The 22,823-nt window shown below is 42.5% G+C and carries 20 protein-coding genes; 6 read left to right on the top strand and 14 right to left on the bottom strand.

The features are described 5' to 3' along the window. Window positions 1–462 precede the first annotated feature (462 nt). On the top strand, window positions 463–2,232 hold the full coding sequence (gene pyk, locus V7K38_RS27580) for a pyruvate kinase (RefSeq protein ID WP_334862645.1): 1,770 nt from the start codon (window positions 463–465) through the stop codon (window positions 2,230–2,232). A 129-nt stretch (window positions 2,233–2,361) separates the two neighbouring features. Here pyk and V7K38_RS27575 read toward each other — a convergent pair whose 3' ends face one another. The 8 genes from V7K38_RS27575 to V7K38_RS27540 form a co-directional block, all read right to left on the bottom strand. Further along, complete coding sequence (locus V7K38_RS27575) at window positions 2,362–4,143, bottom strand: M61 family metallopeptidase (protein ID WP_334862643.1); 1,782 nt, start codon at window positions 4,141–4,143, stop codon at window positions 2,362–2,364. Window positions 4,144–4,468: 325 nt separating this feature from the next. Continuing rightward, on the bottom strand, window positions 4,469–6,220 hold the full coding sequence (locus V7K38_RS27570; RefSeq protein ID WP_334862640.1) for an ABC transporter ATP-binding protein: 1,752 nt from the start codon (window positions 6,218–6,220) through the stop codon (window positions 4,469–4,471). A 212-nt stretch (window positions 6,221–6,432) separates the two neighbouring features. Then, window positions 6,433–7,650, bottom strand: coding sequence for a lipid-A-disaccharide synthase-related protein (locus V7K38_RS27565; RefSeq protein WP_334862637.1), 1,218 nt, complete (start codon window positions 7,648–7,650; stop codon window positions 6,433–6,435). 250 nt (window positions 7,651–7,900) lie between these two features. Further along, a complete protein-coding gene (locus tag V7K38_RS27560) occupies window positions 7,901–8,584 on the bottom strand; it encodes a Crp/Fnr family transcriptional regulator (RefSeq protein WP_334862635.1) in 684 nt (227 codons plus the stop codon). Between the two features lie 373 nt (window positions 8,585–8,957). After that, a complete protein-coding gene (locus tag V7K38_RS27555) occupies window positions 8,958–10,190 on the bottom strand; it encodes a pilus assembly protein PilB (protein ID WP_334862633.1) in 1,233 nt (410 codons plus the stop codon). A gap of 280 nt (window positions 10,191–10,470) precedes the next feature. Further along, window positions 10,471–11,658 (bottom strand): HetZ-related protein 2, encoded by a 1,188-nt coding sequence (locus V7K38_RS27550; protein ID WP_334862631.1) that lies wholly within the window; start codon window positions 11,656–11,658, stop codon window positions 10,471–10,473. Window positions 11,659–12,575: 917 nt separating this feature from the next. Further along, window positions 12,576–12,926 (bottom strand): carbon dioxide-concentrating mechanism protein CcmK, encoded by a 351-nt coding sequence (locus V7K38_RS27545; RefSeq protein ID WP_334862629.1) that lies wholly within the window; start codon window positions 12,924–12,926, stop codon window positions 12,576–12,578. A gap of 86 nt (window positions 12,927–13,012) precedes the next feature. Next, entirely contained in the window at window positions 13,013–13,324 is a 312-nt protein-coding gene (locus V7K38_RS27540) for a BMC domain-containing protein (protein ID WP_334862627.1), read from the bottom strand. Between the two features lie 283 nt (window positions 13,325–13,607). Here V7K38_RS27540 and V7K38_RS27535 point away from each other — a divergent pair, with 283 nt between their 5' ends. Further along, window positions 13,608–14,501: an alpha/beta fold hydrolase gene (locus V7K38_RS27535; RefSeq protein ID WP_334862625.1), complete on the top strand. Its 894-nt coding sequence runs from the start codon at window positions 13,608–13,610 to the stop codon at window positions 14,499–14,501. 5 nt (window positions 14,502–14,506) lie between these two features. Here V7K38_RS27535 and V7K38_RS27530 read toward each other — a convergent pair whose 3' ends face one another. From V7K38_RS27530 to V7K38_RS27520, 3 genes are all read right to left on the bottom strand, one after another. Further along, window positions 14,507–14,830, bottom strand: coding sequence for a hypothetical protein (locus V7K38_RS27530; protein ID WP_334862623.1), 324 nt, complete (start codon window positions 14,828–14,830; stop codon window positions 14,507–14,509). A 100-nt stretch (window positions 14,831–14,930) separates the two neighbouring features. Beyond that, window positions 14,931–15,551 (bottom strand): hypothetical protein, encoded by a 621-nt coding sequence (locus V7K38_RS27525; protein ID WP_334862621.1) that lies wholly within the window; start codon window positions 15,549–15,551, stop codon window positions 14,931–14,933. 2 nt (window positions 15,552–15,553) lie between these two features. Next, window positions 15,554–16,186 (bottom strand): ParA family protein, encoded by a 633-nt coding sequence (locus tag V7K38_RS27520; RefSeq protein WP_334862619.1) that lies wholly within the window; start codon window positions 16,184–16,186, stop codon window positions 15,554–15,556. A 289-nt stretch (window positions 16,187–16,475) separates the two neighbouring features. On the opposite strand from V7K38_RS27520, the gene V7K38_RS27515 reads away from it, so the two are divergent. The 3 genes from V7K38_RS27515 to V7K38_RS29750 all read left to right on the top strand — a co-directional run bounded on the left by V7K38_RS27515 (window position 16,476) and on the right by V7K38_RS29750 (window position 19,310). Then, window positions 16,476–17,834, top strand: a complete 1,359-nt coding sequence (locus V7K38_RS27515; protein ID WP_334862617.1) for a cytochrome P450 — start codon at window positions 16,476–16,478, stop codon at window positions 17,832–17,834. A 717-nt stretch (window positions 17,835–18,551) separates the two neighbouring features. Beyond that, complete coding sequence (locus V7K38_RS27510) at window positions 18,552–19,142, top strand: hypothetical protein (RefSeq protein WP_334862615.1); 591 nt, start codon at window positions 18,552–18,554, stop codon at window positions 19,140–19,142. Beyond that, window positions 19,143–19,310, top strand: a complete 168-nt coding sequence (locus V7K38_RS29750; RefSeq protein ID WP_442940812.1) for a hypothetical protein — start codon at window positions 19,143–19,145, stop codon at window positions 19,308–19,310. It begins immediately after the preceding gene. An 88-nt stretch (window positions 19,311–19,398) separates the two neighbouring features. Here the strand turns inward: V7K38_RS29750 and V7K38_RS27505 are convergent, their stop codons facing one another. The 3 genes from V7K38_RS27505 to upp form a co-directional block, all read right to left on the bottom strand. Beyond that, window positions 19,399–19,677: a YggT family protein gene (locus tag V7K38_RS27505; protein ID WP_334862614.1), complete on the bottom strand. Its 279-nt coding sequence runs from the start codon at window positions 19,675–19,677 to the stop codon at window positions 19,399–19,401. 132 nt (window positions 19,678–19,809) lie between these two features. After that, complete coding sequence (locus tag V7K38_RS27500; protein ID WP_334862612.1) at window positions 19,810–20,163, bottom strand: hypothetical protein; 354 nt, start codon at window positions 20,161–20,163, stop codon at window positions 19,810–19,812. Window positions 20,164–20,240: 77 nt separating this feature from the next. Continuing rightward, entirely contained in the window at window positions 20,241–20,891 is a 651-nt protein-coding gene (gene upp, locus V7K38_RS27495) for a uracil phosphoribosyltransferase (RefSeq protein ID WP_334862726.1), read from the bottom strand. Window positions 20,892–21,276: 385 nt separating this feature from the next. Here upp and crtH point away from each other — a divergent pair, with 385 nt between their 5' ends. Continuing rightward, complete coding sequence (gene crtH, locus V7K38_RS27490; RefSeq protein ID WP_334862610.1) at window positions 21,277–22,779, top strand: carotenoid isomerase; 1,503 nt, start codon at window positions 21,277–21,279, stop codon at window positions 22,777–22,779. Window positions 22,780–22,823 lie beyond the last annotated feature (44 nt).

Below are 22,823 nucleotides of genomic sequence, written 5' to 3'. Positions count from 1 at the left end.
CTTCTTAATCAAACATAACTAGTACTTACGCAAAACCACACGCGGTAGGTGCAATTCATGAATTGCCCCTACCTGAGAATAAAGGTTTTAGCAAAAGTTTTGCGTAAGTCCTAATTACGAATATACGATAAATATTAGGGAAGAATAAAGTTTTGTAACCTTTTATATAGCAATATTTATCCACAGCTTTGCATATCAGTAGATGAATAACGCTATGATTCAAGACTTGAACTAATCTTGACTGATAAATGGGGTATGGCAATTGGCAAAAAGTTGATGGGATAAACTCTTTAGTTGGGAGGATGGATACAAGATTGATGTACTATATCTAGTCATCCCACAGCCCTCACTCTCCGATAAAACCTCTCTAGCTGCTTATATCTATTGATATAGCAGTAACCGAAAAGAAGATGCCACTTAAGTTACGATGACTTCCCAGATAGCTCCCTAACTTCAGCCCCTATGCAATTAAGAGATTCTCTGCGCCGGACAAAAATTGTTGCTACTATTGGCCCCGCTACTAGCAGTCCTGAAATGCTTAAGGCGATTATTGAAGCGGGAGCCACGACGCTACGGCTAAACTTTTCCCACGGAACTCATGCCGATCATCAGCGTAGCATTCGCTTAATTCGGCAAACCGCCTTTGAACTAAATCAACCAGTGGCTATTCTCCAAGATTTGCAAGGCCCAAAAATTCGCTTGGGGAAATTTGACAACGGATCGATCATTTTGGCAAAAGGCGATCGCTTTACCTTAACAAATCGCCCAGTAATAGGGACACAGGAAATTAGCTGCGTCACCTACGATTATTTAGCCGAAGAAGTCCCAGTTGGCGCAAAAATCCTCCTCGATGATGGGCGAGTAGAAATGGTTGTGGAGGAGATTAACCGGGACAAGGGTGATTTGCATTGTCGCATCACCGTACCTGGTAAACTTTCTAACAACAAAGGCGTAAACTTTCCGGGTGTTTACTTGTCAATTAAGGCAATGACCGACAAAGACCGAGAGGATCTGATGTTTGGTCTAGATCAAGGTGTAGATTGGGTGGCACTTTCCTTTGTCCGCAATCCGCAGGACATGATCGAAATTAAAGAACTAATTTCCAGTACAGGCAAACAAGTGCCGGTGATTGCCAAAATTGAAAAACATGAAGCCATTGAACAAATGGAGGCAGTTCTGGCTTTATGTGATGGTGTAATGGTTGCCAGAGGCGACTTAGGTGTGGAACTGCCAGCAGAAGATGTTCCGGTACTCCAAAAGCGGCTAATTGCTACGGCAAATCGTTTGGGGATTCCGATCATCACCGCCACCCAGATGTTAGACAGCATGGTGAGCAATCCTCGCCCCACTCGCGCCGAAGTGTCGGATGTGGCAAATGCGATTTTGGATGGTACGGATGCAGTGATGCTCTCCAATGAAACTGCCGTGGGTAGCTTCCCTGTAGAAGCAGTAGCGACAATGGCGCGGATTGCCGACCGCATGGAACAGGAGGAAGTCCAACATTTAAACTTGCGTTCTGTAAAAGATGCCCGGCGCTCGATTCCCAATGCGATTAGTCAAGCGGTAGGTCAAATTGCCGAACAACTAGGCGCAGCAGCAATCATGACCCTAACGCAAACTGGAGCAACTGCTCGCAATGTCTCTAAATTTCGTCCCCAAACACCGATTTTGGCGGTGACTCCTCATGTGAATGTAGCGCGGCAGCTACAAATGGTGTGGGGAGTAAAACCGCTATTGGTGCTAGGATTGCCTTCCACTGGTCAGACATTTCAAGCTGCAATCAACGTGGCTCAGGAGTTGAAATTACTGTCTGAGGGAGATTTAGTAGTAATGACTGCTGGTACACTCCAGGGAATTTCCGGCTCAACAGATTTGATTAAGGTTGAGGTGGTGACGGCGGTACTAGGTCACGGAATTGGACTAGGACAAGGTTTAGTGAGTGGTCGCGCACGGGTGGCTAATACTGGTATGGATGTTAGTAACTTTAATCCGGGAGACATATTAGTTGCACCGCGCACTAGCGCTGATTTTGTTGAGGCTATTCGGAAAGCTGCCGGGATTATTACGGAAGAGGAAAGTCTTACAAGTCACGCGGCAGTAATTGGCTTACGTCTTGGGGTACCAGTGATTGTTGGCGTGAAACAGGCAACGCAAGTGATTCGAGATGGAGCGATTATAACGCTGGATCTGCAACGGGGTTTGATTTACTCTGGGGCAGTGAGAACGCCTTGAGGTTGGGACTGGGGACTGGGGACTGGGGACTGGGGACTGGGGACTGGGGACTGGGGACTGGGGACTGGGAAATGAGGTAAGTCTTTCCCCTCTGCCCAATGCCCAATGCCCAATGCCCAATGCCCTAAATTAAACAGTCGCGATCGCAACTCCAAGCCATCCAGCAAAGTTTTTCTGCTGTGTGGAGTTAGGATACTCAACAGGTTTTACCTGATATCGAGTGGGATGTGGTGACGCGAGGGTAATAGCATAAGTACGCAGTTCGTCTTGGTGGAAAACTGTAACTTGGATGGTATCGTTTGGTTGGTAATCTTTCAGGCGATCGCTTAAACTATTCCCCGTTACCTTAATCCCATCAATTGCTAACAACTCATCACCTGCATCAATTCCCTCTACTTGTGCAGGTGAACCAGTTTCCACAAACTTAATCATCTCCCGCCCATTCTCTGTATTTATTTTCACGCCCAGGTAAGGTTCTTCCTGCTGTTCAGCTACCAACTGTAAGCCAAAGGGTTCCAAATACTGATTAAAAGGCAAATCATCGGTATTATCAATGTAGCGTTCAAAGAAATCAGTCAAATCGATTCCGGCGACTGATTCGATAACATCCTGCAACTGTTCTGGGGTATAGCCAATTTCATCTTTACCAAATTGCTGCCACATTTTCAGCATCACGTCATCGAGGGAACGCTGATTGTTGTAAGTAGAACGAATCAGTAAATCCAGCAACAACGATACCATTTCTCCTTTTAAATAGTAGGAAATTTGGGAATTACCGCTATTGGCATCGGGGCGATAGAGTTTAATCCAGGCATCAAAACTCGACTCGGAAACGGGTTGTACCTTGCGTCCCGGTGTTGTTTCATATCTGGTAATTTCTTTACTCAAGTTATTCAAAAACGACTTAATATCATAAATTCCTGCCCGCAAAGGAATTAACAAGTCGTAGTAACTAGTAGTACCCTCACAAAACCACAATGATGGTGTGTAATTTTCTTGGTCGTAATCAAAAACCTCTAATGCTTTTGGGCGAATTCGTTTGACATTCCACAAGTGAAAGAACTCGTGGGCTACCAATTGGAGAAAGCGATCGTATTTTTCCTGAACGCGAAACCCAAAACGTTGGTAAATTAACGAGCAAGAGTATTTATGCTCCAAACCGCCAAAAGCTTGACTAAATAAATGTAGCAAAAATACATATCGTTCATAAGGTAAACCGCCGAACATCTGCGCTTCTACCTGAACAATTTTTTGGATATCAGCAATCAACTGCTGAACTTGGTAATTACCTTTCCCCCAAATTGCCAGTTCATGGGGTTTTCCCAAGACTTCAAATTTATATAATTGGTGGCTACCAATCTCAAAGGGAGTATCCACCAGAGTATCAAAATCGCTAGCTAAAAAAGTATTTTTTTCTTCCCCAAGGGGGGTTAGAGCAGTAGTTACCTGCCATTCCTGGTGTGGTGGTACGATGGTGACGCGAATGGGTAGCTTATCCCAGCCTGGTATTCTAAAAAATAGTGCCGCCCCATTGAAATAACCGTGAGTAGCATCCAAGTGATTTGTCCGTACCGATAGCTCATTAGCAAAAATACGGTAACGTACAGTTAATTCTGAAACACCAGTTTTGTCTACTTGCCAGTGATTTTTACTGATTTTTCGCCAAGGTAAAGGCTTATCCTCTGCAAAAGCCACAAAATCCTGTAAATTCTTGGCATATTCCCGAACTAAATAGGAACCGGGTGTCCATACCGGCAATTTTAAATCGAGAATCGGTGAGGGATGATTAACAAGGCGCAAAGTTACTTCAAACAGATGGGTTTCTGGTTGAGACATTGCTACCAAGTAATGAATCGTTGGGCCAGTTTCGTGGATGTAGACCTTGGGACGAGTTGCTGTTGCTTCAGTCATCTTGGTGCTGGAGATAATTGTGAATGGGGTATCCCCCTTAGCGATCGCGGAGCGTCTTGTAGAGAAAATAGTAATTAGTCGTTAAGATCCCACGGATAAATCCGCTTGCTCTCAAATAAAGATTACAGTTTATTTCTTTTGCATAACTAATATATTACTTATGCATTGTACCTAATTATTACAGCCGATTTGGGTGTTTCAACCATATTTAGTAGTCTATGATGTCTACGATGGGGTAGCCCTACGCCCCAAAATCTGCATTGCTGGAAGATTCTCCGATGTTTGATTTCCCTTCTCGTAGAGACGAAATTAATCGCATCTCTATCTACTCCCTATTCCCTTGCTCATCTGTAGAGTAAAACTGTTGGGCATAAAAACGGGCATAGCGTCCTTCCTGTGAGATGAGAGAAGAATGAGTACCAGTTTCAACCAACTCTCCTTGTTCTAGTACGAGAATGCAGTCAGCCCTACGAACACTGCTCAAGCGATGGGCGATTATAAACACGGTACGATTTTGCATTACTCGTTCGATCGCTTCTTGAACTAATGCTTCTGACTCCGAATCTAAGGCAGAAGTAGCTTCATCCAGGATGAGAATTCGAGGATCGTTAACAATGGCTCTGGCGATCGCTAATCTTTGGCGTTGTCCACCAGATAGGTTAACTCCCCGCTCTCCCACCCAGGTATGATAACCCTGGGTAAACTGGGTGATAAAGGAGTGAGCGTTGGCAATCTTTGCTGCTTCCTCAATCGCTGCTAAATCTAATTCTTCCTGACCGTAACCGATATTTTCAGCGATCGTTCCTGAAAACAGGGTAATGTCTTGGGGAACAATGCCAATTTGATGGCGGAGGCTGGTGAGTGTGACATCGCGGATATCAATATCATCAATGAGAATTTCGCCTTCTTGAGGGTCATAGAAGCGAAGTAAAAGGTTAATTAAAGTCGATTTGCCCGCTCCAGAAGAACCAACCAAGGCAATTACATTGCCAGGAGAAGTGTACAAGGAGAGATCCTTGAGGACTGGCTGGCTAGGATCGTAGGCGAAATTGACATGACGATACTCTACCTTGCCAGCAACTCGTGGTAATTCTTTAGCATTGGATTGTTCACTTAAGCTAGGCTGCTTCAGCATCAATTCAAAGACACGTTCGACAGAAGCCTCGGTCTGTTTGTACTCGTTGTAATTGCTAATCATCATGTCGATTGGCTGAATCAGTATAGCCACAGCAGCTAAGAAACTGATAAAGCCTTGAGATGTCAGTTGCCCTTGAGAAATCTGCCATCCTCCTAATAAAAACAGCAGTATAATACTAACTGCTTCCAAAAAACCGACAACGGGAAACTGAATGGATTTTAGTTGTAGAGCGCGATACTTAGCTTGGCGATTGATTTCTGCTTCTTGATTGAATCGCTTTACTTCATATTCTTGTGCTGCAAAAGCCTGAACAACGCGAATCCCGCTAAATACTTCAGTTAGCATCGCCGACAAATTGGAAACCTGATTTTGGCTCTGGCGAGATAGCACGAGTAATCGCTGACCAAATTGCCCGATCAACCAAGCCATTAAAGGAGCCAAAATCAAACCCGCAAGAGTGAGCGGCCAATTCAGGTAGAGCATGTAAATGGGAATTGCAATTAACTGCAACAAATTGGAAATAAACTGATGGGATAACTTGTCTACAATCTCGCCTACGCGATCGATATCTTCAGTTAGACGATAAGTTAAGTCTCCCGTCTGTGTCGTTTCAAAGTAATCTAATCCAAGTTTGTGCAGGTGAGCATAAACGCGCTTACGCAAGTTTAAAACCATGTTCAGAGTAGCAGCGATCATAAAGACATTCTGCCCGTATTGACAAAGCCCTCGAACAAAAAATACCAAAGTGGCTAGTCCGAGCCAGTAGGCAATCTGCTTAACATTTCCCTGGCCAAGATAAAAAGCGACCTGACCTGCTAAATAGGGCACTGCTAAGGTAAATAACACAAATCCTAAGATACAAGCCAATCCCCGAATTAACAGCGGCCATTGGGGCCAAAGATAAGGCAACAGTTGCCAGTAACTAGAGCGGACTTTCATAGGTAAGTAAGAATTCAAGAGTCAGGAGTTAAGAGTAGAGACGCGATTAATCGCGTCTCTACAAGAGTCAGAATGGGCTAAACCTTAGCTATCCGCTAACAGGAGCGGAGCCGGAGACGCTCCGCCTCCGGTCAGAATTGAGGTGCATTACGGCGTTAGCCTACCACACCATGTTACCGAACCGTGCTGACTCCTGAATTCTGACGCAATTTCTACTCAGTTTCTCCTAGAGAGTTTAGTATAAAGCGGGCAATTCTCTTAGATGCGCCGGGTGGGCCAAATCGCTCAGGGCCATTTTCTTTGCACTTAGCGAGGTAGTCTGAATCTGCTAAAGTTTCAACTACTCGTTTAGCTGCTTGCTTGAGAATCTCAGGGGTTGCTGGCTTAGTGCCGATGGTTTGGGCAGAAATTCCCAATAGCCGCGTTTGCGCTTCTGCAAATTGATAGGTAAATTGAGGGCCTTCTCCGGGAATCTGAACGATCGGTTTGCCGATTGCTACAGCTTGCTCCACTGCCAAACCTGCCATACCAATCACGAGAGTAGAGTAACATAGGATGTCACTGAAGGCATCTGAATAACATCTCACTTCTACAATCGGTGATTCGTGAGGAGAATTTCCTGGAGGAGAATAAGTGAGTATGCCTTGAGTCATCTGCCAACCTTGACTTTTGGCAATGTCGTCTAGTTGCTCCATCAAACTCGGTATCAAGGCTGCACGAAATTGTAATCCTGAGTCAGGCATCACCTTGGCGATTTCTACCACTAGTTGCAACAGCAAACAAAAATTTCGCGCGGCTTCCGGCATCCGCGACCCTGGCAGGAGAGCGATCGCTCTCTCGTCCGGTTTCAGGTGCAAGTCTTTGCCAATAGGAACGAGCCAATCTAAAGCCGGAATGCCAGCTAACTGAGCTTTAGTTAAACCTTGCCGTTGGAGGTCATAAACCGTATGGGAATCCTTGGTGAAAACTGCCAGACATCTGGAAGAATTAAGGTCGTGCCACAGAAGCGGATTGAGTCGTAACCGCCCTTCATAGAGGGCAGAAAGACAAGAGATAAACGAGACGTAAGGGCGCTTTGTTAAGTAAGCGAATGTCTGGGAGATAAAATCTCCAGTAGCCATAATCAAATCGCAATTGGGAGCATACTGCAACACCGCTTGTAACTGTCGCCACGTTAACCCAATTAATCCTGATTGAAAATCTTTGAGCAAATAGAGGCGCTTCATGTAAAAGAATCCTCCAGAGGGCATCGTTTGGGTTGGGCCAATAATGGGAATGTCCAAGCTGCGGTAAGCTTTTCCTTCGCCCACAATCGGCATTGCTGCCATCTCAATAGAAGGACACAATTGGCGCAGGGTCTGAATCACATGAGAGGTGTGGTTGTCCTCTCCGTGGCCGTTACTGATAAACAAGATTCGCTTAGAAGGCATCTTGGGATTTGGATAGGTCTAAAATGCTTGCTTGGTGAAGATTTTAAACCTACATTGGGTGACTAGGCCAAGATAGTCAAACAATTTGTAAGTAAGTCGGTGCAATTAAAGCTAACTAGTGGGGACTGTCATTTGTCCTTTGTCATTGGTCATTGGTCATTGGTAAGAGTTTGAAGCCTGTTTACGTTTCGTAATCTAGTTGAATTTATTTCCGCCGACTTACTTATCGCTGAATAAATAAATAAAGCAATCACACTTTACCAGCCAAGTTTATCAACTGTTTGAAGTTCACAAGATAATTGATGTTGTTAGCGTTATCAATCTTGATCCACCCTTTTTCATGGAGTTTTTCCATGATTTTGGTAGTTTCATCAACGCCGATTTCTGTCACCTCTGCTAAATCTTTAAAGGGAACGTTAAAAATTTCTCTTCCTAAGTCTGATTCCTGACCATAGTTTTCACCTAAAGTCACTAGAGTATGAGCGAGTTTGACTGCTGGTGGTGAAGACCGCATTTGTAAACGCTGGTTAATTTGCCGCAATCGCCGCACCATCAGTTGCAACATTCGGTGATGTAGCTGCGGGTCTTTAAATAATATTTGAATAAAACGCTCTCTGGAGATACTAAGCAAGTTTACGGGTGAAAGAGCAATGACATCGGTTGAGCGTGGAGATTCATCCAAAATTGCCATTTCTCCAAAAAAATCGCCACGACCAAAAATAGCCAAAGCTACTGAATCATCCCCGACGGTACGCCGGACTTTGACCCAACCAGAAACCACGAAATAAACGGCGTTACCCCAGGCATCTTCCATGACAACGGCTCGCCCAGATGGGTATTCATGTTCAATTGCAACGTTGAGCAGCCATTCCAAGGTCTGGGGGTTGGCTGTACTCATCAAGGGGAAAAGTTCACTAAAAACCTCAGTTAGCATGAAATATCTGCAAGGAATGGATTCAAGAGCGTGAAAATAACTTCGCTACTATAACTTTTTTAAACCGTAATTTTACTTAGAATACGATCGCAAAATTCGTATTTATTTGATCTGAACCTCTAAGGTTGATCGGTCTAGAATTCTATTACAACATAACAATTATGTATGCGCTCGAAATCAGAGGTTTTACTGACAAAACCTTTTGGGTAGGGAATTGGGAATTGGGAATTGAGAAGAGTGATAGAAACTTTAGTTATGTGTAAAAAGCCTATTTGAAAAAAGATGTTTTTCGAGACGCACAGCGCTCTTAAATTTGGTGTCCTTGTTACAATCCCACCCTTGAAAGCTGTGGGTTTTTCCTATTCCTTATTCTCTATTCCCTATTTATTGGGGGATTGCTATGTAAGACCAGTATTTTGATCTGTTGGTCTAAATTTTTAACTAATTGACTCAGGGCTACTATTGCCTCTGATTGCTGAGAATCAAGGCTGGCATTCAGTAAAAGCCGTTCTTGTAGTTCATGTAACTTGAAACTTAGTTGCTGAGAAATTCCTAAAGCATCGCGTCCCAGACGCATCAATTGTTGTTCTTGATAGAATTTTAGTGCTGCTCCCCGCAAGACTTGCAGTGTTGCCTCTTCACCGTAGTTTCCTGGCATGACTCGCAAGCGTAATAATAAGCGGTTTTTTTGATGCACGTATTCCTTCTCTACCTGTTTTGGTTCTGAAACCGTGATGAGAGGTAAGGAAGCAAACCGCTTTAATTCATTCATTACTCCTTGAAAAACAGAGAGCGGCAGTTTATCTAATACAGACTGCAATATTCCATTGTCACTCCATAGTATTCTGCCTTCGTAAGCTTGTCTTTCTAAATACAGCCGACCAATTCCACCTGTCAGAATTCGCCCTAGTAATTCTTCTAATAATTTCTTTGGTGGTAGTGTTGGTAGCAACTCTATGTGAGTAAGTAGTTCGGGAACTTGGGTAGGCAAAATCGGTAAGTTTTTTGGTGCAGCTATTTCAGAAGTCTTACCTTCATGACTTCTCATTGTTTGAGATGATTGATCTAGCTCTGGGATAGGAGGCAAATCTACACGCTGCCCAGAATGTTGACGCTTTGATGTCTCAAATAGCATCAATATTGGTTGCTGATTTGATTCAGAGTCGGTATTTAGAGAAGCAATAGGTTCATCAGCAACGCTAGCTGGGCTATTTTGTTGGGGAGAGTCGGCTGGTGGCTGATGCGCTTGTTGGTCGTCTAGTTGGGATGTATTCTTATGGTTGAGGTAGGCTGACAAGATTCTGCGGTGAGCATCAGATGCGATCGCTTCAATCACCATTGTGCAATTGACATAAGACAAAATACCACCAACATAATCTAGTGCCTCACTGTCTTCTGGATGAACCATACCTAACCAGAGGTTTTTGTCTTCTAATTCAAAGGGTAGAATCTGGTGGTAGAGGCAAGCTTCAAAGGACAAAAGACTATCTATCAGTTGGAATATTTGCTTGCGTTCCTCTCCTTCTTCACATCTAGCTTGAGCAGCAGTTAGCATTTGCTTTACATTTGCTGCCGTATTATTTAGTTCACCCTCTGAAGACAACATAAATTTGATTGTGTGGTATTTATTTATATTTTGCCTCTAATTTACTAGGTAGTTAATAAAGATACTTTGTTGGATTATTAAAATTTCAATTATATATACTTAAGTAAACGTAAGTGTAAGATGAATTTGAAATAATAAACTGGGGATAATACTGAGGATTGGGCATTGAGTAGGGGGCATTGAGCATGGGGTATAAAAGTTCATAATATTAATAGTTCTTTTTCCCCTGCTCCTCAACTCGCCACTTCCCATCAGCCTTGTCTGCTACCACCTAAATTGGCTACTCGTTGATTCTTAAAGCTTGTGCAGCAAGATAAACTTTTGTCCATTCGCCTAGCACTTGATGGGTTTTAAGTTTTAACTGTTGGGCTATTACTTCTATCGAGTTACCTGCTTTCCGCAAATCTAGGATTTGCCGCCCCAGAGGAGTCAATTTTTCATCAAGTTGCTGCCATTGGTTTTGCGTTAACCCCAAGTTATGCTCTTGTAAGGAAATTGAGAGCCAACTATCTACAAGTTCTGGTTTACCTTTGAGAGCAAAAACACGTACTGCATGGTAACTAATTTTTTCTCGCAAACGGTATACTTCTCTAGCCTGCTTATTTAATTTGTGGGCAATCTCTTCTTGGGACTTACCTTGCAGATACAGTCGTAGCCATTCAACTGCGTCTGTACCCAGATTTTCTTGTAAATAATTTTCCAGTTCTTTTTGTACTGATTGCCGTGAAACTTGTTGTTCTTCTAGCTGTTGTGCTTCTTGATATTCTGCGATCGCTTGAGTATCCACTAAGTTAATTCGATTGTCACTGTCGTCGGTGAGAACTTCTTCTGACACCAGTCTAATCAAGTCACGGCCTGGCACTTGGGTTAAGCCACCGCGCTGAGTACGACGCAGGTAATTTACAAACCGATAAGCTAATAGGGGTTGATTGCGGACTGGTCGCAGACAATATTCTTCTACACTGGCAAATAGCAGAGCATCTCCCAATCGTCTATCGGTTGTATATTTGGCAAGATCGGCCATTTGTTGTTGCATATAGGCATCAGTTTGCAGTAATTCTTGCAGTACCTCTTGCAATACATCCATAACACTACGCTGGCGATCGCGACTAAGGGAAACCCAAGTCTGAATCTTATTCCGTAATGTCACTAAACTTCCTAGTCGCGTTATCAAGTTCCGATAAGCACGTTCCCGTCCAAATCCCAAATAGCGTTGACGTAAAATCCTCCAACGATATTCCATCGCTTGTTTGGCGATATCTAGTTCCTTCGGGTTTAACAGATCAAAACGTTTTGAGTCAGATCCCAAAAGCCAGAGAATAATACTTTGTCTAGTAGCTTCATTTTGGTCTGGACATTCAGCAACCAAACGGTTTTGCCAATCTAGAGCCAGTTTTTCCATATCCTTTGTCATAGCGAGATTGCGTTCCTCGAAACTTAATTTTGAAGTTTGCATCACAACCCCCATTTGTCCCTACCTAATTGTTTAACTGGCAGCTGTCCCAGATTTCATGAGTTTCATGAAAATATCTCAGTGATTCCACTTTTATTACGTCTTAATTCAAGAGAATTATGCAAAAACTTTCGCATCAGGGTTTGGCTCTCAATTTTTAAATGCCCCCAAATCCTTACATATAAGGCATTTGGAGCAATTCTATTATTTTAAACTTTTTGTAAAGTTATATTTTTTAACTGAGAACAAAAATCTTCCCGAAAGTGGCAATAATAGAGCTTTGCAAGACAGGGTTGGGAAAATCTGACATTTTGTAACCAAGCCGAGGAACGAATCTAATTTAACTTAATATCATACGTTCTTTCACCCATATAATTTTCAACGCTCTACCATCCATTACGTAGTAAAATACTTAGTGACATCTCAATACACTTGCTGTTAGTGATATTTTGCGCCCGAATATTCCCCCAAGCTTTCTTAAAATGGGCTTAATTCCCTCCCTTCTTAGGAGGGTTAGGGAGAATTAAACCTGAACTCAATATATTTTTATTTTATTCAATTAAATATACCTAATTTGGCGTTTAAGAGGATATTTGGTAAGCCGTTATCTAAAATCTTAATATCTAAAATTAGCTAAAAATTATCAGACTTATGGTGGTGGGAAGTTGTTAAAACTATGCTTTTAGCATTGGCAATTTATTCTAAAAAACTTTTACACTCATAAAAATGAACAGTCAACAGTCAATATTGATTTTGACTATTGACTCTGACTGTTGCTTTCCCTCTGCTTCAGAATTAAACTTATGCAAAATTTAAAAACAGAAAGAATGCAACCCTCAAAAGCTTTACTGCTCAGAAGCCTTAAATGAGACTTATCTTTAAATTCATTTATGGGGATTCTTAGTTTGAAATTTTCCCACAAAGGATTGAATTTATCGATTGTTCGACGATCTAATAATGGGATTTTCTAGAGATTCTCGATACTGTTGCACTTGTTCTGTGTAACCAATTGGTAGAACAGCTTCGACGTTTTCATGAGGACGAGCAATAATCACCCAGGATTCTAGGGTACCGCCAAATACATTTTCTGCTGCTTCAATACCGGCAGCCATGGCCGCTTTTACCTCAGAAACATCACCACGAATATTAACTGTAAAACGGGCGCTACCCACTCTGATATATCCAACGAGGGTGACTCGACCAGCTTTTACCATAGCATCTGCTGCTGCTAGCACCGCAGGGAAACCTTTCGTTTCAAGTGCTCCAACTGCCTGTAATGACATTATTAATCTCCTGTATGAATAAACGCTGATGGGGTCTACAAGTTAATTGTACGAAGCTTCGCTACAGATTTTGATAGCAAAATTGCTTAGAACATGCGGAAAGGTTCTGATTCTTCAGTGAAATGGATTGGTAATATAGTTTCAACATTTTCCGGGGGATTAGGAACGATGTAGTAGGTAATTACTGCACCAACCTTGACTTCCTCTCCAGCTGCGATTCCGGCTTCAACAGCTCTATTTACCTCAGAAACGTGACCCCGAACGGCAACTAACAAACGAGCGCTTTCAGCTTGACCATAGTACACAATTGTGACTGCGGCAGCTTTGACCATTGCATCTGCTGCTGCTAAGACACTAGGAAAACCTAAAGTTTCAATTACGCCAACCGCCATTGGCATGGCATTAGCTCCTGGATTAAGGGATAGGCGATATCAATTGTACGTGGCTTTAGTCCCAATTTTGACATTTTGCAAAACTTTCTTTGATGCCGCCAAATTCTATGGGAGTGGGGAGAGACGCGAAAAATCTTTGTCTGTACAAGAGTTAGAATGTTTTGATTAGCCAGTAGACTATTTTTAGGTATTACAAATAATGCTTAAGCATATTATTCGTTTGTGTAATTTTGTTGTTTAACGAAATCAACGATGAGTTAAAGCAAGTTAGTGCGATAAACTGAAATTTATGTTTCCGAATTTTCTTCCTAAAGCAGTGGGGCAACTGACTGAATCTACCTCGATCGCACTAGCTCAGAGTATTCAAACTGCTGCGATCGCTACTCCTTTAATTAATCAACCAGTTACCACAACTTATGTCAAGCAAGGGAGTGGTGGAACTCCTATATTATTAATTCACGGTTTTGACAGTTCTGTGTTAGAGTTTCGGCGGCTTTTGCCACTACTTTCTGGAGATAATGAAACTTGGGCTGTTGATTTGTTGGGTTTTGGATTTACAGATAGACTCTCAGGGATTGCTTACAGCCCAACTGCCATTAAAACTCATCTTTATTATTTCTGGAAAAGCTTGATTAACCAACCTGTAATTTTAGTTGGCGCTTCGATGGGGGGTGCAACGGCGATTGATTTTACGCTGACTTACCCGGAAGTGGTAAAAAAACTGGTGTTAATTGACAGTGCTGGGTTGGCGGGTGGTTCATCGTTAAGTAAATTCATGTTCCCACCATTGGATTATTTAGCAACTCAATTTTTGAGTAGTCTGAAGGTGCGCGATCGCGTTTCCCGTATTGGATATAAAAATCAAAGTCTTGCTTCTGTCGATGCTCTATGTTGTGGCGCATTACACCTACAAATGCCGAGTTGGAATCAAGCTTTGATTGCTTTTACCAAAAGTGGTGGTTATAGTGCTTTTAAGTTATATATAATATCAAAAATTGTCCAACAAACCCTAATTTTGTGGGGTGATTCTGATAAGATTTTAGGTACTAATGATGCCACAAAGTTTAAAAGGGCAATTCCCCACAGTACTCTCATCTGGATTCAAGATTGTGGTCATCTCCCTCACTTGGAACAACCACAAATCACCACGCAGCATATTTTAAACTTTTGTACTGAAGCGTAAATAAATTAAAGTTTGTAGTCAGGACTAAAGTCCTGATAATTCTTGTTTTGAGCGATGAATCGCTCACTACGAACATATACAGCGTATTTCAGGTAAATGAAGTACACGGGTAGGGACACAACATGTTGTGCCCCTACGATTATCTGTACCTCACCAAGTTGCAATCTGCTGTATATAGGAATCATATTTGATTTTTGAACAAAATTAGGTATTGTAGGGGAGCCAGTGCGTTGCGGTGAATCCAGTGCTGTAGGCGGCTGGTGAACCCGAAGGGAGGTTCCCTCCGTTGTAGCAACTGGCGTTGTGTTAGAACGCAGTTTGTAACGCACAAAACCCTGGATAATGGTGTCGTACTCTCTGTGCTAACGCACCCTACGTATCTTTTCAAAAATTAAATAGTATTCCTATAGCGCCATAGATTAACTGACTCTAGTCAAGTAACCACATCTCATTAGAACTATCAGGATACTCGTTCGGTTGATTTTGTGGTTGATTTTGAGCTAATGTTTCCGATGAACGATGTGATTTTTTGTAGTTAAGGGGATTGTAATGGTCTTTTACCGGTTTGATAGCAGTAGTTTCTTTCACAACAAGTTTTTTAGAATTATCTTCTGCTGTTTGTTTTAAAGCATTATTTTCTTCTATAAGTTGGGAATTAGCTTCTGCAAGTTGCAGCGCTGTTTTTTTGGTTTCTTCAAATTCTTTTGTTACCTGTTGTGCTAATAATTTATGTTCGGATGCCAATGTTTGTTGTTTAGATAATTTTGATTGCAAATCAGCAATTTCTAGCTCTAGAGATGTTTCCTTTTTATGGCTTTTTTCTAGATTAGTTGTCAATTCTTTGACAGTTGCTTCTAAATCAGCTTTAGTGGGACTTGTGCGCTTAGTAGAAGTTGGATCGAGTGTCTGTGCTGAGGATTCCTCATCAGATGAAGCCTCTTCTTCGGCAATTGCTTCTGCTGTCACTTCGATCGCAGATTCCCCTTCTGGGGGTGTAAATTTTTGCGCCTCTTCTTGTAATAAATCAGAGAGACTTTGTTTCCTAGCCATTATTATTTTCTCCAATCACGCTGTAATTCATCAGCCGCACGGCGGTAGTCTGACTCCGCCTCTCGTGCATTACTTCCTCGCCATTGAGCGATCGCTACACCCTCAAGTGCTGCTCGTTCATGAGCTTTATAGGCACGGATAAAGGTATTGCAAGCAGGAATACCTAATCTAGTGAGGGTGTTTTTTGCTTCTAGCGCTTCCCCAATACTGCGCGTATCGACTTTGGTAAGGAGTACCCGATGGGGGGTTCCCACGGGGATGACGGCTTCCTTGACTGTTTCCACGAGGATAGCTAAATCCATTGCGGCTGGGGGTGTAGGCAAAACTAGATAATCTGCGATCGCAACTACCGCCACTAATGCTTCAGAGCGCAGCGCGGGAGGCGTATCCACCACTACTAAATCGTAACCTGTTATCTTTCCTAAATTACCTAAAAGTGTGGGATCTGTTTCTTGAGATAAATCAAATCCCATTCCCTGCTGACTGCGCCCAAACCACCAACTGGCAGAACCTTGAATATCTGCATCAATCAGCAACACCTTTTTTTGCTTCGCAAAGTTTGCAGCCAGATTGACTGCGGTAGTCGTTTTACCGACTCCTCCTTTACCGTTGAGAATAGCGATGATTTTTGGCACTGCTTTAGCAAGGATTAGGGAGTGGGGAGTGGGGAGTGGGGAGTGGGGAATAAATCTTTTTCATGTTTGGTTGTGAGGTTTTTTGATCGTGGGCTGACTTGAAGGAGTGTTGAGTACTAAGTTAATCATTAGGAGTGATTAGTTATTATCCTTTTCTTTTCTCTCACTTTCTACTCCCCACTCCCTACTCCCTACTCCCTACTAGATGAATATACCGCTTTCTGTAACCCTAAATAACATGAAAACTCGTAACAATAAAATTCAGAAGTCATCAATTCCCCAAAATTCTATGACAGCAACTTACAATCTGCCTGATGGGCCGCAAATGCCCCGTTGGTTAAGGATGATCAAGTTTATTAGTCAGCCAGTGAAATATGTAGATGATTTTGCCAAAACTTATGGCGACACTTTCACAATTAGGAGTAGTCGCTCTGATAACCATCTTGTGTACTTTAGTCAACCTCAAGCGCTGGAGCAGATTTTTACTGCTGATTCCAGCCATTTTGAGGTTGGGAGAGGGAACATAGGACTAAAATTTTTGCTTGGCGATCGCTCCTTTATGTTAGCGGATGGCGATCGCCACCAGCGACAACGGCAACTATTAACTCCCCCTTTTCATGGGGAAAGGATGCGGGCTTATGGTGAGGATATTTGTAAAATAACCCGACAGGTGAGTAATCAATGGCAAATTGGCAAGCCTTTCAAGATTCGTGAGTCGATGCAAGAAATTACTTTGCGTGTTATTCTACGGGTTGTATTTGGAATGGAAGAAGGGGAGCTTTTTGAAGAACTGAGGCGATCGCTAAGTGACTTACTAGACTTCATCAGTTCGCCCGTAATGTCTAGCGCCTTCTTTTTCAGATTTATCCAAAAAGATTTCGGTGCGTGGAGTCCTTGGGGCCGGATTCTGCAACAACGGCAAAAAGTTGATCAACTTATTTATACTTTGCTTCGAGAACGTCGAGTCCAAGCAAATCAAAATCGTCAAGATATCTTAAGTTTGATGATGGCTGCTCGTTACGATGATGGTCAAGGGATGTCAGATGAAGAATTACACGATGAGTTAATGACGCTGCTAGTAGCGGGACATGAAACTACCGCTTCTGCATTGACATGGGCTTTGTACTGGATTGATCGTTTACCAGAGGTGCGTGAGAAGTTACAACAGGAACTCAACACCATTGGAGTTAACCCCGATTTGAGTAGTGTAGCTAAGTTGCCCTATTTGACAGCAGTTTGCCAAGAAACATTGCGAATTTACCCAATTGCCATGACTGCTTTCGTGCGGCTTGTGAAAACTCCACTTAAAATTATGGGCTACGAACTACCACAGGGAACGGCAATAGTCCCCAGTATTTATTTAGCGCATCATCGGGAAGAAGTCTACCCACAATCCAAGCAGTTCAAACCAGAACGCTTTTTAGAAAGACAATATTCCCCTTACGAATATTTACCCTTTGGTGGCGGTAATCGTCGCTGTATTGGGATGGCATTTGCCCAGTATGAAATGAAAATCGTCTTGGCAACTGTTCTGTCTGAATTTCAACTATCGTTAGTAAACAAGCGTCCTGTGCGTCCTGTGCGCCGTGGGTTAACTTTAGCTGCACCAGCCGGAATGCAGATGGTTGCAAAGCAAAGCCTCAAGTGAAGCCTGCCAATACACCAGCCACACTTTAACTGGCATCTCAATCCATTCTTAACAACCACCTTATAATTCAATACGGTTCAGTTAAGGGTTATTGGTGTAACAAATTGGTCTTTGAAGACGCGATAAATCGCGTCTCTAGATCAGAATTTTGGGCTTACCTGAACTCTATTGCCTTATACCCCTCTTCTGTCAGTTTCCGGGAGGGCGATCGCTAGAAGCCTCATGAGGCAATCAATACAAGCTATACTATTAGAAAAAAATTGGTCTTGTATTTGTTATTAGAAAAGAATCGCGCGTAGGCGTAGCCCGTCGTAGACATCGCTTGCTATACAAAAGCTCTAGAATTCAGAAATGGTAAATGTTTTCGGAAACTGACAGAAGAGGGATACAGCGTATTGCAGGTAAATGAAGTACACGGGTAGGGGCACAACATGTTGTGCCCCTACGATGATCTGTACCTCACGCCTGTTGCAATCTGCTGTAATTCATTCTGAGCTAATAGCCAAAGTTTTCTAAACAAGACTAAGAAATAATGAAATTGCGATCGCTACCGTAATAGATTTCATACAAAAATACAAAGATGACGTGATTTCTTCAGCTGCGGCTGCGGCTTTGTGGGATATTGATCCAGGTAATGCAATAGCGTTAAATACTTTAGTCTAGATTCTCGAAACTACCGAGAATACATATTTGCTCGATATGTCTGTCAGATATCTGATGGTAATTGAGCCAGGTAACAAAGCTACAATTACTATTTTAACTGAGAGAATTAAAACCAATCAGAATGAATTTTTCCTTTGTAAGGCTGCTTTATGTCTAGGAAAATTCGATTCAGGTAATAGAGTAGCAATTACCATTTTATCCAAGATACTTGAAACTTCTCAGGAGGAATGGATATATTTTCATGCAGCCGACAGACTAGCGCCAATTAATGACTATCAGCAACAAATAATTAAAGCCATCTGGAAAATGGTTGCTTTAAAAGATGAGTATACATCTGTAAGTGCGCTTTTTCTCTTGCTGGAAATAGATTCCAATAATCAACAGGCGATTGATACTCTAATTCACTTATTTAATACCACAAAAAATGAATCAATTTTGACAAGTGCTGCTTATAGATTACAACAACTTAACCCAAGTATAAAATTAGAAACAGAAAAGCTAAATGAACTGATTGCCATCTTTATCAGATTAATTCAAACCCATCAGGATTTTGAAGTTGAAGAAAATGCAAATAAAAATTCGTTTCCTGAATATTGGCTATCTTATGAATCCTGCCTTTTAGAAATAGCTGATAATTTAACGTAAATTCTACAAAATGAACATTTACCAGAAGTCCTCATAACCCTAAAAGACTATCTGAGTGAACAGTTATACAATAACAATTCATATCGCTATGAAGCTGTGTTTAACATTATCTGGCATTGTGCTGAGAATATGAATTACCCAGATTTCTACAAGGCTTGGCACAATTAATTGACTAAAGAATAAGTGCAGAGTTTTTATCAAAATTGTAGAGACGCGAATTCTAAAAGCGTCTCTACAATGTTTATTTGGCTACTAATCAAAATCCCTGTGCGAATGGCAGACGAGCTACGGTTCTGAGAAGATCGCCAGCTAAGTTGAGTGCTAAGAAAGCTAAAATCGGAGAAAAATCCATCCCACCCAATGGGGGAATAATTGAGCGGAATAAATTCAGATAAGGGTCGGTTATCTGGCCTAAAGCGGCAAATGGCTGTTTATACCAGTCAATTTGCGGGAACCAGGTCAACAAAACCCGGATAATTAGCAAATAGCTATAAAAGGTGACAAAGGTAACTAGTGTTGTAATCAGTAAACTCATGGATGGCTTTGTTTCCTACTAAGTGTCAAACGCGGTCTTATCTTTACTAATTTTAATTTAGTCCAAGGTCAAAAGTGTTTGCAGATTTGGCACTTGCCACACCAGATATTTTCACCACGCCTGAACAAAGAATCAGGAGTCTTTAGTCAGAGAGCGGTCATTGCTGGCTTGGGGTGAACCGCTATTCACATTACCCAGTTGCTTCCGCACATCATCAATTGTGGCATTTAGCTGGGCAATTTTATCTTCTAGCGATCGCCGGGCCGTTTCTATACCAGCGCTCTCACTTTCTGAGGCTTTCATCTGACGGCGCTTTGCCGCTATTTTCTTCGCTTCGACTTGGCTATCTGTCAGTTGTGTTTCATCCTCTGGTAGCAATTGAGGATCGCGTCGAGAAGCAATCAATGCCCCGATAACACCACCAAATACCCCACCAACAAAGGCCCCTGCTAAAAAACCACTGCCAAAACCATCTCGCTGACTCATATCTTTACTGCCTTCAACAAACCTTGCAACTTTTACAGTCGTTATGCTATATTCTCCTGCCCTAGCTGCATACTAGCTTAAGTCCCAAATGTGCGATCGCCTGCATCTCCTAATCCCGGTACAATATACCCCTTATTGTTAAGTTTTTCGTCAATAGTAGCGGTGTAAACTATTAAACCTGGATAAGCTTCACTCAGTTTTTGCAAAGCTGGTGGAGCCGCCACTACGCAAACAATTCGGGTTAGGGAAGGATCGACACCCCGTTGTGTCAATTCTGCCATTGTAGCCATAATCGACCCTCCAGTTGCCAACATTGGATCGGTAATCAGCACTCGTGTTTGGGGGTCAAATTTTTCTGGCAACTTGTTCAGATAACAATGAGGTTGCAGTGTTTCTTCATCTCGCACCAAACCAAGATGGTAAATCGATGCCAAAGGTAATAAAGTCTGCGCTCCCTCAAGTAATCCTAGTCCAGCCCGCAGAATCGGTACTACTGCTACTGGTATTTGCGGATCGATCACCGTTGCTGGACAGGTATCCAAAGGAGTCTGCACAGCTATTTCTTGGGTTGGCAACCAGTCTCGCGCAGCTTCATAAGTCAGCCATCTTCCCAACTCAGTCATAGCGCTGCGAAATAAAACTGAAGGTGTGCCTGCATCACGGGCGACTGCCAGCCAGTGTTTGATCAGGGGATGGGGTGGAACATAAACGCGCAATTGTAGCGTCATAGCCAGAAATAGGCGACTTTTTATTGTACAAGAACTGAAACACCATAATACTCTTTCCTGCATCCGGCTGACTGCTAAAATTAATCCTCTCAATTTTATTGATAAAAGTTTTCATTAGTAGTTGACATCTATTCTCAATCAAGGCTATATTATTATCCAGTGTTCTCCTCTCTTTTAAGGATCGGCAGACGGGATTAGCCAGCAGTAGCAGGTTCGTCCCTCTTTTTTTTGATTAGTCATTGGGAATTGAATTGGGCATTGGGCATAGGGGAGAATAACTATAGCGGTTCTCAGTTAAATGAGGTACAAGAACCCCACCCGCAAGCAAGGAGGGGGCTATGACGTACCTCATGTGATTAGGAAACGCTATAATGACCAATGACAAATGACCAAAATGCAAGATATTGACGCGATCGTGATTGGGTCTGGTATTGGTGGGTTGGTAACTGCGACTCAGTTAGCGGCTAAGGGAGCGAAAGTGCTGGTACTGGAACGTTATTTGATTCCAGGTGGTAGCGCTGGTTATTTTGAACGCCAAGGCTACCGATTCGATGTTGGCGCATCGATGATTTTTGGACTGGGACAGAACGGTACTACTAACTTACTCACCCGCGCTTTGTCAGCCGTGAATGTCAGCCAAGAAGCGATCGCAGATCCGGTACAGATTCACTATCATCTACCCCAAGGTTTAGACCTGAAGGTTGACCGGGTTTATGAAAAATTTTTGCAAAATCTTATTGCTAATTTTCGCCATGAAGAACAGGGAATTCGTCGCTTTTATGACGAATGCCAAAAAGTATTCAAGTGCCTTAACAGCATGGATTTGCTGTCGTTGGAAGAACCTCGGTATTTACTGCGGGTATTTTTCCAGCATCCTTTGGCGTGTCTCGGTTTAGTTAAGTATCTGCCCCAAAATGCCGGGGATTTTGCCAGACGCTACATCAAAGATCCACAATTATTGAAATTTATCGATATGGAATGTTATTGCTGGTCGGTGGTTCCAGCAGACATGACACCAATGATCAATGCTGGGATGGTCTTTTCTGACAGGCATTATGGCGGAGTTAACTATCCTAAAGGCGGAGTGGGACAAATTGCTCAAAAACTGGTGGAAGGTCTAGAGAAAGCTGGGGGTAAAATTCAGTACGAAGCCAGAGTTACGAAAATTCTCACAGAAAAAGGAAAAGCGGTAGGTGTGCAACTGGCAAATGGTAAAGTATATCGGGGTAAACGCATAGTTTCTAATGCCACACGCTGGGATACCTTTGAGCAATTACTACCAGCAGAAGACATGCCACATAATGAGAAAAATTGGCAACAGAATTATCAAAAATCTCCCAGCTTTTTGAGTTTGCATATCGGGGTAAAAGAGTCAGTTTTACCTGCGGGGACAGAGTGCCATCATATTTTGCTAGAAGATTGGGAAAAAATGACAGCAGTAGAAGGAACAATTTTTGTTTCCATTCCTACATTGCTCGATCCAGATTTAGCACCAGATGGATATCACATTATTCATGCCTTCACACCTCACTGGATTGATGATTGGCAAAAACTTTCTCCGAGTGAGTACGAAGCGAAGAAAGAAGAGGCGGCTGGGCGAATTCTTGACCGCCTAGAGAATATTTTTCCCGGTTTAGATGCAGGATTAGATTATTTGGAGGTAGGTACACCCCGCACTCATCGCCGCTTTTTGGGTCGTCAGGATGGCACTTATGGGCCAATTCCTCGGCGCAAATTGCGGGGATTATTGAAGATGCCCTTTAATCGCACAGCTATTCCAGGACTTTATTGTGTCGGGGATAGTACCTTTCCCGATCAAGGATTGAATGCAGTAGCTTTTTCTGGGTTTGCTTGCGCCCACCGGATTGCTGTAGATTTAGGATTTTAGGAGTCAAGATTCAAGCTACTATTAAACTTCTGGTTCAACACCGA

This window comes from Nostoc sp. (assembly GCF_036917465.1).
Classification (GTDB): domain Bacteria; phylum Cyanobacteriota; class Cyanobacteriia; order Cyanobacteriales; family Nostocaceae; genus Nostoc.
The sequence above is the reverse complement of the archived record's forward strand: the minus strand, read 5'-3'. Positions and strand labels throughout refer to the sequence as shown.